Here is a 12,016-nt window from a genome sequence, read left to right on the forward strand (position 1 = left end):
GGGTTAGAAAAATTCAGCTAACTCTTCTATGGTCGGTGCACAATCACCGCCGCGAAAAGAGACTACGTAGGCAGCGATATGGTTGGCTAGCGTCAACGCATCCTTGGCTGACAACCCGCAGGCCAACCCTGCCAGCAGTCCTGCACAATGACTATCACCGGCGCCAATCGTATCAACCACGTTGACGAGGCAAGCATCAACCCAGCCTTTTTCATCATCCGCTTGGTGATAGTAACAGCCAGCCTCTCCCATTCTGACCACAACCAGCTCTTTGGTTTGCTGATGAAGCTGCTGACAAAACGCCTCAACGTCATCCGCTGCCATGCCAAGGATTTGGGCTTCACGCTCATTGAGCGTGAGAATAACGCCAGGGCGCAATAGCTGCTGAACTATCTGAGGTGAAATGCGATCCAGCCTTGGGCCAAAATCCACCACCACTTTCACATCCGTTGGCAAACCATTAACCCAATTCAGCAAAACGTCACCACGCGGAACGCTAAGCTGATAGCCGGAAATAGACACAAAGCCCGACATTGGTGTCAGCGGTGCTAACCACTCTGCCTGCCACTGGTTTTCAATACCGTCAAATGAGATAAAGGTTCGCTCACCATCAGGTTCAACCAACGCCAAACACCAACCATTGTCGCCGCCGGTGACATTAAGCTGGCTATGAATGCCTTTGCTCGCCATGGCCGCCCGCAGTCGATCTGCCCACATTCCCTCGCCAATTGGCAGCATGGGTACACAGCTAACGCCCAAACGATGCAGCGCCAGCGCAATGTTTAACGCACATCCGCCCAGATGAACACCGCGCTCAAAGGCGGGCTGATCGCCGCCCTTTTCTGGTATACGATCGGTATCCGCCACCACGTCCATGACCGAGGCGCCTAGCACCATGACCGGCTGCGCCTGCTTTCGTTGATACAAAAATTGGTTCAGCCACGGTTTCATTATTTTGCATCCTGCCATTGAGCACGGAATTTTTCGAACGCGATGCTATAACGCGTCATATCGATAGGATTAGTTTGTTGCAGTGTTGACAGCCATTCAGGTTTAATCGCGTTAACCCCTTTCAATGCGCCACAGATAGCCGTTGCCATAGCACCAATGGTATCAGTGTCGCCGCCAAGATTGGCACACAGCACCGCACACTGGTTAGGGCATCCCTGAGCCAAATCAACCATCGCAATCGCCGCAGGAACAGATTCGATGGTACTCACCCCCGCCCCGACTAATTGATAAACGCGCTCGCTGGCGTCTTCTATACCATCAGAACCAGAAACCACCGAAAGCGCCAGCTCAATGCGTGCTGCCAAGGATGCGCTGAACGTTGATGGTCGGAACTCTTGCGCATAGGTGGCCACGGCAGGCAACGCTATTTTAATCTCTTCCCACGAGGCGCCTTCAACGGCCTTCGACACTGCCCATGCGATCACCACGGCACCGGCTACCGCAATATCTGATTTATGCGTTGGACTTGAGGCCTCCCATACTTGGTCAACAAAAGTACGCAACGGAGCCGAAGGAAGCACGCATCCCAAAGGAGAAACGCGCATCGCCGCGCCGTTGGTCACTCCGTTGTTTTCTAAACTGCTAATTGGCTTGCCTTCTTTCTGTTCACGCAGCGCCACTTTTGAACTTGGGCCTAAAATATTCTTATTAAACGCATCGAAGCTATCTACCCAACGAATGACGTTTCTCGCAATCAGCTCAGGGACCACTTTTCCGTTAGCCTCTACCAGCGCGTCAGCTAATGCCAGTGCCATCGAAGTGTCATCGGTGAATTGTCCGGCGGTGAAATAACATGCAGCGTTGTTTTCCTGAGGGCCATCTAAGAAGCGGTCAATCCAGCCAAAATGACTACGCACGCGCGAACGTGGCCAAAGCTCAGAAGGCATCCCAAGTGAATCGCCCAGCATTTGACCATAAAGTGCACCCAGAATTCGCTGTTGGAGAGCCACTTCTGCCTGTGAAGATACGTGTAAGTCCATAACAAACAACCTCAATATTTCATCGGCGACTGATTCAGAAAGCTGCCAAGCCGCCGTAAGATTAAATAAAAACGGTATTAATTTCCGATAGCAACCTGCGTAATTTCACGGTTCTTTTCACGGAAAAAGAGAATGAAGAGCAGCATCACGGCAAAGACCATCGCCGCACCCACGCCCCACACGGTAAACCAGTCGAAGGTCATACCGTTGTGCGCTTCAGGTAATTGGAAGGCAGTCATTGCGCGACCTCCCAGCCAGTTACCGATAAAGCTGCCGAAGCCTTGGCAAATAAGAGTGATCAAACCCTGCGCCGCTGTTCGCATATGCGCAGGCGCTTTTTTATCCACGTAGATATAGCCGGTCACAAAGTAGAAGTCGTAGCTAACGCCGTGTAGCAAAATGCCGATAAACAACATGCTATACATCAGCACATCCGCCGTGCCGCCATAGATAAACAGCACATAGCGAATACCCGCGGTGACAAAGCCCAGCAGTAGCACTTTTTTGATGCCGTAACGCTTTAACAAGAACGGCAACGCCAGCATGGCGAAGATCTCGGACACCTGTCCAAGCGTCATCCAGCCGGTGGCATTTTCTAAGCCCACCTGCGTGAGGTAACCATTGGCAAATTGATAGTAGAAGGCCAGAGGCATACAGAAGAGAAACGAACACAGCGCAAAAATCGCAAAAGATCGGTCACGCAGCAGGCCCAGCGCATTCAGTCCGAGCAAATCTTTAATATCGGTACGTTGACCCACTTTCGGCGGCGTATTTGGCAGCATAAAGCTGTACAAGCCTAACAATACGGAAGCCAGCGCCGTGACAATCAGCGGCATATTGGTATCCGAAACGTTATCCATCCCCAGCAATGGCGGCAGCATAAAACCAACGACTAATCCTGAAGCAATCCAACCTAAGGTGCCTAATACGCGGATTCGGGGAAAGTCTTTTTCAGTATCACGAATATTGGCAAAGGCGATACTGTTAGTCAGCGCTACGGTTGGCATATACGTCAAAGCATAAACCACCAGCAGAGGGAAAAACGTTGAGAACTGTGTCTGCCACGCCAGCAGCAACATGAGCGCGCCGCCCACCAAATGCAGCCACCCCAGCACCTTTTGTGCCGCAAAATAGCGATCGGCAATGACCCCTACGAGCACTGGAGACAATATTGCCGCAATCGCCGTGCTGCTATATGACCATGCAATCTCTGAAGGCGAAAAACCGAGTTTATTCAGATACTGCCAAAGCGGCACAAACCATGCGCCCCAAATAAACCACTCCACGAACATCATCACGGATAGTTTAGTATTGTTATTATTAACTGTTTGCATTTGATTTCCTTGCACACGAATGGACTAAGAACCCTTTCATTGCGTAGTACCTTAATAATACCATTGAAATAAAACCGAGAGCTGAATCGAACAATCATATTTACTCTCTCGATCTAGGCAAACGTTTTCTCCTCACTCCTTACCCCCCCTTTCTAGCCAAGCATCCCCTGTTCGTTATTCTACTGAGTGCTTTAAGTAAAAAAATTGTATGAAAATATTTTCCTAATTGTTTTTTATTCCCATATCTTTACAATGGGAATTATGATTAGCAAGCTAAGAATACGAAAAGCAAATGCTTATCATAATGTCTTCATCATCCTTCTCTGCCTCTCACTCAACCTGAAGCTGGATCAAAACAAACAGCATTTCTTGGATGACAGGTATCTCTTAAAGCAAGGTGCAGTTATGTCGAAGCCTCATGAAGCAATTCCAGCCAGAAGGCTGTTCTTAAAAAAATCGTTAACGCTGATCCCACTTGCCGCAGCGGCGGGAACCGGTGTGGTATCACTCACCACAACTGCCCAAGCATCACCAGCAAAGTCCCCCGGAGTGAGCCAGCACTACGTTCCTGTTTATTTTAATAATGAGGAGTGGGCCTTCCTGCTAGCAGCCTGTGAACGGCTGATCCCTACCGATGCAAATGGCCCTGGCGCGGTATCGCAGGGAGTCCCAGTTTTTATTGATAAACAGATGGAAGCCCCCTTCGGGCATGGTGGCCTGTGGTATATGCATCCCCCTTTTGTTTCTGCGGTACCAGAACTGGGATATCAGTCCAAATTGGTTCCTCGCGAGGTTTATCGTTTAGGCATTGGCGCAGTGAACGATTATTGCCAGCAAAAGTTTCAACATCGTTTTGCCGAGTTAAAGCCGGAGCAACAGGATCAAGTGCTATCTGACCTAGAAAAAGACCAACCGGCATTCGATGCTGTACCCGCCAAGATGCTGTTCGATTTGCTGCTACAAAACACCAAAGAGGGATACTTTGCGGATCCCATCCACGGTGGCAACCAGACGCTCGCATCGTGGCAACTGATCGGATTCCCCGGTGCTCGCGCCGACTTCACCGACTGGGTCGATCATCCCAATGAGCCTTACCCACAGGGCCCTGTCAGTATTTCCAGCAAGAGGACTGCATAAATGACAACCATAAAAAAAGACCCCGTTGATGTGGTAATTGTTGGTTTCGGCTGGACCGGAGCCATTATGGGAATGGAAATGACCGATGCGGGTTTGAGCGTCGTTGCGTTAGAGCGCGGGGAAAAACGAGATACCTATCCTGACTTTGCCTATCCACGAATTGCCGATGAACTGACCTATGGCATTCGCCTTAAACTTTTTCAGGAAACAGCCAAAGAAACGGTGACCGTGCGCCATAATCCCGGTGATTACGCCGTGCCCTACCGTCAGTTTGGGTCATTCTTGCCGGGCAACGGCGTCGGTGGAGCTGGGGTTCACTGGAACGGCATGCATTGGCGTGCATTGCCGAGCGATTTGAAGTTACACACGACGATAAGCGAACGCTATGGAAAGGCATTTATTCCTGAAGGCATGTTGTTACAAGACTATCCTGTTGATTATGCTGACTTAGAGCCTTTCTTTGATAAATTCGAAAAAGTCTGTGGAACTGCGGGTAAATCAGGCAACCTGCGGGGACAAATTATCGAAGGCGGTAATCCTTTTGAAGGCCCAAGAGCCTCCGAATATCCAACCCCACCGCTTAAATCGCTCTATTCGGGCACTTTATTTAGCCAGGCCGCCAAAGAGCTGGGGTATCACCCTTTTGCCATTCCGGCGGCGAACTGCTCACAGCCCTATACCAATCCCTATGGCGTACAATTAGGCCCATGTAACTATTGCGGCTACTGCGAACGCTTTGGGTGTTTCATGTACTCCAAAGGATCGCCACAAAGTACCATCTTGCCCGTACTCACCCAGCGCAAAAACTTTGAACTACGCACCAACTCAATGGTTATCAAAGTAAACCTCGATAGCAGCGGCAAAAAAGCCACCGGCGTGACTTACATTGACATCCAAGGCCGCGAAATTGAGCAACCGGCCAATATGGTTATCTTGAGCGCCTATCAACTGCATAACGTTCGCTTGCTGTTACTTTCCGGCATTGGTAAGCCTTACAACCCACAAACCGGTGAAGGGATGGTGGGTAGAAACTACGCGTATCAAATGAACAGCGGCATTTCGCTCTTCTTTGATAAAAACACCCATTTCAATCCGTTTATCGGCGCGGGTGCTGCAGGTGCCGTCATTGATGATTTCAACAGCGATAACTTCGATCATACCGATCTTGGATTTATCGGCGGTGCTTATATCTCCGCCGTCCGTACCGGCGGACGTCCGATCCAGCAAATGACACTGCCTGCCGATACGCCAACGTGGGGCGCAGGCTGGAAACAAGGGATCAAAGATAACTATCTACATTCGATGAGCATCGGTTCCGAAGGCTCTGTCATGCCTTACAAAGAGTGCTATTTAGATCTCGATCCAAACTATAAAGATGCTTTCGGCCAGCCACTGCTACGCATGACCTTTGATTGGAAGCCCAATGAAGTGAAAATGACGCAGCACATCACCAGTAAAATGCAGGGTATCGCCACCGCGATGAATCCTAAGCAAATGAAAGTCTCGGTGATGGATATGAATAGTCATTATGACGTGCGGCCTTATCAGTCCACCCATACCACCGGTGGCGCAATTATGGGCGATAGCCCATCCAACAGCGTGGTGAATAAATACCTGCAAAGCTGGGACGTCCCTAACGTCTTCGTACAGGGTGCAAGCGCCTTCCCACAAAATATGGCCTATAACCCAACCGGATTGGTTGGCGCATTAGCCTATTGGTCAGCACATGCTATTCGCACCCAATACTTAGCCAATCCGGGCCCATTGGTTCAGGCCTGACAGGGAGAGTAATCATGAAAATAATCAGACAAACGCAGCTGGCCATATTGTTACTGAGCACATGCGGACTTTACGCTCAAGCCGCTCCAGTTCCACTCGAACAACGGATCGCCCATGGCGAATATCTTTCCCGTGCTGGCGACTGTACCGCATGCCATACCGCCGTGGGTGGTCAGCCCTTTGCCGGCGGGTTGAAAATGACGACGCCGGTCGGGGCAATTTATTCAACCAACATCACCCCAGATAAAGAACAAGGGATTGGTGAATACAGTTTTACCGAGTTTTCCGACGCGGTGCGTAAAGGCATTCGCAAGGATGGCACCCATCTTTATCCGGCCATGCCCTATCCATCCTTCGTTAAAATCAACGAAGACGACATGCAGGATCTCTATCTCTACTTTCAGCATGGCGTGAAACCCGTGGCGCAAGCCAACAAAGACAGTGATATTCCTTGGCCGCTGAATATGCGCTGGCCGCTGGCTGGCTGGAACCTTCTGTTCCGTCATGACGGCGTATTCCAACCTGATACCCAGCAAACGACTGCTTGGAATCGCGGGGCCTATTTAGTTCAAGGGCTTGGTCACTGTGGTTCTTGCCATACTCCACGCGGGATCGGCTTCCAAGAAAAAGCACTAGACCAGTCTGAGCCTGAATATCTCAGCGGGGGTACGCTAGAAGGTTGGCACGCAGCCAACTTACGCGGTGATAAAGCCACAGGTCTGGGCTATTGGAATGAGCAACAAATTGCCCAATTCTTGAAATCCGGTCATACGGAAAAGTCCGCCGCGTTTGGCTCCATGACCGACGTGGTGCAAGACAGCACGCAATATCTAAATGCAGAAGATTTGCAGGCTATCGCTATCTACTTAAAATCGCTGCAGCCGATGGGCGATAACGCCAAAGAACCCGTGAAGGATTCAGCGACCTATCAGGCGCTCGCCAACGGTAAGGCAACACAGCCCGGCGCACAGCTGTATCTTGATAACTGTGCGGCCTGCCACCGTTCAGACGGTATGGGCTATGAAAACACCTTCCCTGCGCTGGCGCATAATCCTGTGCTGCTGAGCAAAGATCCCTCCTCGCTCATCAGCATTGTGTTGAAAGGATCTCATATGCCGATCACGCGAACGGCACCAACAGGACTCACCATGCCAGATTTTGGCTGGCGTCTCAGTGACGACGATGTCGCTCAACTGCTGTCATTTGTTCGCACTGGTTGGGGAAACCAAGCAGAACCCGTCAGCGCATCACAGGTGAAAGATATACGTGCCGAGTTGCCTAAGCCTCAAGGCAAGTAATCGTTTTTCTACTCTCAATAAAAAACCTCCGGCATAGTCGGAGGTTTTTCATATACACCTTTTCTCGGCGCCAAAAGGTAAACCCGATGGGATCAAAATTGTGCCGCGTACCTCTCTAGATGATGAGCGTCGTCCCCAATAGCACCAGCGGTTTTGGTGACATCGTCAAAGCGGCTCAGTTTTTTGTACGTAATGAGCTACCGAAAACAAGTAACGGACGGACACCCTAAATAGCACCACGCCGATGTTGAGGGGGCAAGATAAAAATAATATTTAACTTTGCATGCGCACTGATGCACACTCATATAAGAATCAACAGCAATGCAAAGGTATTATATGAGAATGGATTCCTACGCGTTTTTAATCCCTTGTATCCTTGGGTTCTTGCTTGCAGCCTTTTTTTTCGTGTTATGGCAAACGGAAATTGCGCGCGTTACTTTTCTAAGCAGAGATGCCGTGTCATTGATGCTAATAGCAGCATCAATAGTTGTCGCATTATCGTCAGTTTTGATTCTATTCGTTGCGAGGAATCGCATTAAAAAGCCGTTAGATTATTTAAGATTACCTTTAGGTCTTTTTATCCTAGCTATCATAGCAAGTTATATTGGAACTTCGTGTTTTGTTTACTATTTCCCCGGAGCGGAAACTCAGTATATTACAAGCTATAAAATTGCCTATTCGAGTAGAAACAGTTGCTCAGGGGTTTTTATCTATGATCCTGAATTACAGGACGAAATTAGAGTTTGTTACCCCAGCGGCGATGTGGAAACTAATCATCGTGTATTTATTGTGAAAAAAAGTAATCGCTATGGGATTGTAGTAAAAGCAGCAGCCACATTTTAATATCTGCCACATGCCAGCCACGACACCTACTGTTTTCTTTAATCAACATATGTGAGATTCATCATGATAAAAATATTTCTATTGGTGCTGATGACAACTGTTTTAGTTGGTTGTACCCCTCTAGCCCCAAAAGATTGTCTGAAAGCACATGCGCTTGATTCATGCCATTACGACCGCTCAGGTAAAGTATCTGACAATGATATCTATGGTGAGCAAGCGTCAGGAATTAAAAAAAATCTGGATGCTGCACTTATCTCTCCCCATGCTTGGGACGGTAAACGATGTAATGTACATATAGATCTTAAAATTGACGGTACACTACAAAATTTCATCATAAAGGGCGGCGACAAGGACTATTGTCATGCTCTAGCCGAAGCAGCTAAACGCGCCAAATTTCCCGCATTTACTGACCAGCATGTTTACGACGTGATGGGATCCGCACGATGGGATTTGCATGGGCAACCATAAATCGAAGATCTCCGCCACGCCTGCCCGCTTTAAATGTCTCGCGAGTTCTGTCGATGCGGCTCTCACCAAGATACGGGGCAAAGATGCCGACAACCTTCGGGACTTTTTCGTCGTATTTTGTTGTTTCCATACTCCACACCACTATCTTTGTTCTAGGTTGATGCCCCATTCGAGGCCTTTTATTTCCCGTTTAGTTTTCGTTTAAGTTTGATGGCGCATGGTTGAGGAAGGGTTTAGGCGATAGTTTCGATACTGGTTGTCGCAACACTGCAACAATGAATATTGAGGGAGTCACCTATGTTAAAACAATCCTTATGCGCAATGACCATCATCAGTGCGATGACCGGTATGGCACAGGCCGATGATTACACCTATGTCGCTGGCGGCCTTCAGGTTGGTGGTATCACAAGCAAAAGTGATTTTGATAAATTAGTGCATCAAAACCGTTCAGATCAAAGCAAAACCACCATGGGTGGCTTTTACCTGCGCGGTGGCTACGGATTTGAAAATAATCTGTTCATTGATGCGCGCTTGAACGGAATGGGAAATAGCCAACGTAGCAGCGGCGATAGCCTGCTGGGTCTTGGCTATCATTTCCCTATTAATCCAAACACCGATATGTATGCACTCATCGGTGCCAGTGGTCACGCCATTTCAACCAATTTTGATTGGGACAAGAAGCGTGATAAAAGCTGGGGCAGCGCAACCGGCGAAATTGGTGTGAAAAGCCACATTACCGATAAAATCGGTATGAATGTCGCCTATCGTTATGCTGAATATGACAGCCGTGGTTTTAACGAAGCGCGAATTGGGGCAGATTATGCCTTAACATCAAATCTTGCGGCCGAAATTGGTTATACCTACCATAATTGGAAAGTGGACGATCAGATCGGTGAGATCGGGCTTCGTTATACTTTCTAGTAAGATAACGCGAATATTAATCTTGCCAAGAGACACTTTCTCTTGGCCCCCACCTTAGGGAGAAGTCATTCATGCGAATTCTGGTCGTTGAAGATAATGGTTTGCTTCGTCATCACCTGTCTGTGCAAATGCGCGATATGGGCCATCAGGTCGATGCTGCGGAAGATGCCAAAGAGGCTGATTTTTTTGTTAATGAACAAACACCAGACATTGCGATTGTTGATTTAGGTTTACCGGGAGAAGATGGCTTAAGCCTGATCCGCCGTTGGCGTTCAGAGCAAATTAAGCTGCCTATCTTGGTGCTGACCGCGCGTGAAAGCTGGCAGGACAAAGTTGCCGTGCTTGAAGCGGGTGCAGATGACTACGTCACGAAACCCTTCCATCTCGAAGAGGTGATTGCACGTATGCAGGCGCTGATGCGTCGTAACAGCGGATTGGCCTCGCAGGTGATTACCCTACCTCCGTTCCAGATTGATCTTTCGCGTCGTGAGCTCACGGTTAACGACAACCTGATCAAACTGACCGCGTTTGAATACACCATCATCGAAACGTTAATCCGTAACCACGCCAAAGTGGTTAGCAAAGACGCTCTGATGTTGCAGCTTTATCCTGATGCTGAGCTGCGTGAAAGCCATACTATCGATGTCTTGATGGGCCGTCTGCGTAAAAAACTGCAGAACGAGTACCCACATGAAGTGATTACAACCGTGCGTGGTCAAGGCTACAGGTTTGATATCAACGAATGAATCTTTCGCGCTGGAACCGCTTTAAAGCACAGCCGTTCTCGTTAAGAACGCGCTTTCTACTTGCCACTGCAGCCGTCGTTTTCATGCTGTCATTAGCCTATGGCGTGGTTGCAGTAGTTGGTTACGTGGTCAGTTTTGATAAAACCACGTTCCGCTTATTGCGCGGCGAAAGTAATCTGTTTTTCAGTCTGGCGCACTGGGAGAACAATAAGCTCACCATCACCTCTCCACCTAACTTCGATCTCAATGCACCGACGTTGGTGATGATTTACGATGACAAAGGCAAACTGCTTTGGTCACAGCGTAAGGTTCCCGAGCTTGAAAAACGTATTGAAAAATCTTGGCTAGAAAAGCCGGGATTCTATGAGTTGGACTCCAGCACCGTGTTCAGTAGCGCCGTGCTGGGAGACAACCCAAAGGTTCAAGACCAGCTCAAAGATTACGATGACGACGATGACGATGCGATGACCCACTCCGTGGCGGTCAATCAATACGCCGCAACGGCGCGTCTACCAGCGTTGACCATCGTCGTTGTCGATACTATCCCTCAGGAGTTACAAAATTCCGATATGGTCTGGGGCTGGTTTACCTATGTCCTAATCGCCAACATTCTATTAGTGGTACCGCTCCTGTGGCTGGCTGCATATTGGAGCTTACAGCCGATAAAAGCGGTGCTGATACAGGTACGTGAGCTTGAAAGCGGTCAACGAGAACAGCTGAGTGAAAATCCACCGCGCGAACTCCGTGGGCTGGTACGTAACCTGAATATTTTGCTCAACAATGAACGCCAGCGCTATACCCGTTATCGCACCACGTTAACCGATTTAACCCATAGCCTGAAAACGCCGTTAGCTGTGCTGCAAAGCACTCTGCGCTCATTGCGTAATGGCAAAGACTTAAAAATTGAACAAGCTGAACCCATTATGTTGGAGCAAATTAGTCGAATCTCACAGCAGATTGGTTACTATTTGCACCGCGCCAGCATGCAGTCTGAACACAATATGCTAAACCGTGAGTTGCATTCAGTTCCGCCTTTATTGGACAGCCTGTGTTCGGCGCTCAATAAGGTTTATCAGCGTAAAGGCGTGGATATTACGCTTGATATTTCTCCTGAACTCACGTTTGTCGGTGAAAAGAACGACTTTATGGAAGTGATGGGAAATGTGCTGGATAATGCCTGCAAATATTGTCTAGAGTTCGTAGAAATTACTGCACGGCAAACAGACAAAGAACTGATTATCATGATTGACGACGATGGGCCAGGTATTCCAGAGAGCAAACGTGAGCTAATCTTCCGTCGTGGACAACGCATTGATACTCTGCGTCCAGGACAAGGTCTTGGCTTAGCGTTAGTCGATGAGTTATTACAACAGTATGACGGTGAAGCCATCATTACCGATAGCCATTTAGGTGGAGCACGAATGAGTATTCATTTCGGCCGCCAACAGGTTTCGCACGCCGTCGATTAAATAATCCCCTCTTTTCTCTCAATACGGCGT

At 48.7% G+C, this 12,016-nt stretch carries 11 protein-coding genes; 8 read left to right on the top strand and 3 right to left on the bottom strand.

The features are described 5' to 3' along the window. Nucleotides 1-3 precede the first annotated feature (3 nt). The 3 genes from CPY98_RS11970 to CPY98_RS11980 all read right to left on the bottom strand — a co-directional run bounded on the left by CPY98_RS11970 (nucleotide 4) and on the right by CPY98_RS11980 (nucleotide 3,325). Nucleotides 4-951 carry a PfkB family carbohydrate kinase gene (locus CPY98_RS11970; RefSeq protein WP_096387862.1) on the bottom strand — a complete coding sequence of 316 codons (948 nt, stop codon included), beginning with the start codon at nucleotides 949-951 and terminating at the stop codon, nucleotides 4-6. After that, the gene (locus CPY98_RS11975; protein ID WP_043493595.1) at nucleotides 951-1,991 is read right to left on the bottom strand and encodes an ADP-ribosylglycohydrolase family protein; all 1,041 of its coding nucleotides are present in this window, start codon (nucleotides 1,989-1,991) and stop codon (nucleotides 951-953) included. The genes CPY98_RS11970 and CPY98_RS11975 overlap by 1 nt, the downstream gene beginning before the upstream one ends. A gap of 77 nt (nucleotides 1,992-2,068) precedes the next feature. Next, a complete protein-coding gene (locus tag CPY98_RS11980; RefSeq protein WP_043493598.1) occupies nucleotides 2,069-3,325 on the bottom strand; it encodes a nucleoside permease in 1,257 nt (418 codons plus the stop codon). A gap of 405 nt (nucleotides 3,326-3,730) precedes the next feature. Here CPY98_RS11980 and CPY98_RS11985 point away from each other — a divergent pair, with 405 nt between their 5' ends. The 8 genes from CPY98_RS11985 (at nucleotide 3,731) to phoQ (ending at nucleotide 11,986) form a co-directional block, all read left to right on the top strand. Beyond that, on the top strand, nucleotides 3,731-4,462 hold the full coding sequence (locus CPY98_RS11985; protein WP_025797057.1) for a gluconate 2-dehydrogenase subunit 3 family protein: 732 nt from the start codon (nucleotides 3,731-3,733) through the stop codon (nucleotides 4,460-4,462). Further along, nucleotides 4,463-6,241: a GMC family oxidoreductase gene (locus CPY98_RS11990; protein ID WP_046449164.1), complete on the top strand. Its 1,779-nt coding sequence runs from the start codon at nucleotides 4,463-4,465 to the stop codon at nucleotides 6,239-6,241. Nucleotides 6,242-6,255: 14 nt separating this feature from the next. Further along, nucleotides 6,256-7,539: a cytochrome c gene (locus CPY98_RS11995; RefSeq protein ID WP_096387864.1), complete on the top strand. Its 1,284-nt coding sequence runs from the start codon at nucleotides 6,256-6,258 to the stop codon at nucleotides 7,537-7,539. A 342-nt stretch (nucleotides 7,540-7,881) separates the two neighbouring features. Beyond that, nucleotides 7,882-8,382, top strand: a complete 501-nt coding sequence (locus tag CPY98_RS12000; RefSeq protein WP_157743845.1) for a hypothetical protein — start codon at nucleotides 7,882-7,884, stop codon at nucleotides 8,380-8,382. A gap of 63 nt (nucleotides 8,383-8,445) precedes the next feature. Further along, nucleotides 8,446-8,850, top strand: a complete 405-nt coding sequence (locus tag CPY98_RS12005; RefSeq protein ID WP_096387868.1) for a cell envelope integrity TolA C-terminal domain-containing protein — start codon at nucleotides 8,446-8,448, stop codon at nucleotides 8,848-8,850. A gap of 297 nt (nucleotides 8,851-9,147) precedes the next feature. Then, a complete protein-coding gene (locus tag CPY98_RS12010) occupies nucleotides 9,148-9,771 on the top strand; it encodes a porin family protein (RefSeq protein ID WP_043493608.1) in 624 nt (207 codons plus the stop codon). 71 nt (nucleotides 9,772-9,842) lie between these two features. Then, a complete protein-coding gene (phoP, locus tag CPY98_RS12015; RefSeq protein WP_040046551.1) occupies nucleotides 9,843-10,517 on the top strand; it encodes a two-component system response regulator PhoP in 675 nt (224 codons plus the stop codon). Next, the gene (gene phoQ / locus CPY98_RS12020) at nucleotides 10,514-11,986 is read left to right on the top strand and encodes a two-component system sensor histidine kinase PhoQ (RefSeq protein WP_025797076.1); all 1,473 of its coding nucleotides are present in this window, start codon (nucleotides 10,514-10,516) and stop codon (nucleotides 11,984-11,986) included. The genes phoP and phoQ overlap by 4 nt, the downstream gene beginning before the upstream one ends. Nucleotides 11,987-12,016: the final 30 nt, after the last annotated feature.

Origin of the sequence: Hafnia sp. CBA7124, from assembly GCF_002355555.1 — a bacterium.
Taxonomy (GTDB): Bacteria; Pseudomonadota; Gammaproteobacteria; order Enterobacterales; family Enterobacteriaceae; genus Hafnia; species Hafnia alvei.

Excerpts from the sequence above, each read along its gene's own strand:
- CPY98_RS11975 (WP_043493595.1), bottom strand. The coding sequence starts at position 1,991 with ATGGACTTACACGTATCTTCACAGGCAGAAGTGGCTCTCCAACAGCGA.
- CPY98_RS11980 (WP_043493598.1), bottom strand. The coding sequence starts at position 3,325 with ATGCAAACAGTTAATAATAACAATACTAAACTATCCGTGATGATGTTC.
- CPY98_RS11995 (WP_096387864.1), top strand. The coding sequence starts at position 6,256 with ATGAAAATAATCAGACAAACGCAGCTGGCCATATTGTTACTGAGCACA.
- CPY98_RS12010 (WP_043493608.1), top strand. The coding sequence starts at position 9,148 with ATGTTAAAACAATCCTTATGCGCAATGACCATCATCAGTGCGATGACC.
- CPY98_RS12005 (WP_096387868.1), top strand. The coding sequence starts at position 8,446 with ATGATAAAAATATTTCTATTGGTGCTGATGACAACTGTTTTAGTTGGT.
- CPY98_RS11990 (WP_046449164.1), top strand. The coding sequence starts at position 4,463 with ATGACAACCATAAAAAAAGACCCCGTTGATGTGGTAATTGTTGGTTTC.
- phoQ (WP_025797076.1), top strand. The coding sequence starts at position 10,514 with ATGAATCTTTCGCGCTGGAACCGCTTTAAAGCACAGCCGTTCTCGTTA.
- CPY98_RS12000 (WP_157743845.1), top strand. The coding sequence starts at position 7,882 with ATGGATTCCTACGCGTTTTTAATCCCTTGTATCCTTGGGTTCTTGCTT.
- CPY98_RS11985 (WP_025797057.1), top strand. The coding sequence starts at position 3,731 with ATGTCGAAGCCTCATGAAGCAATTCCAGCCAGAAGGCTGTTCTTAAAA.
- CPY98_RS11970 (WP_096387862.1), bottom strand. The coding sequence starts at position 951 with ATGAAACCGTGGCTGAACCAATTTTTGTATCAACGAAAGCAGGCGCAG.
- phoP (WP_040046551.1), top strand. The coding sequence starts at position 9,843 with ATGCGAATTCTGGTCGTTGAAGATAATGGTTTGCTTCGTCATCACCTG.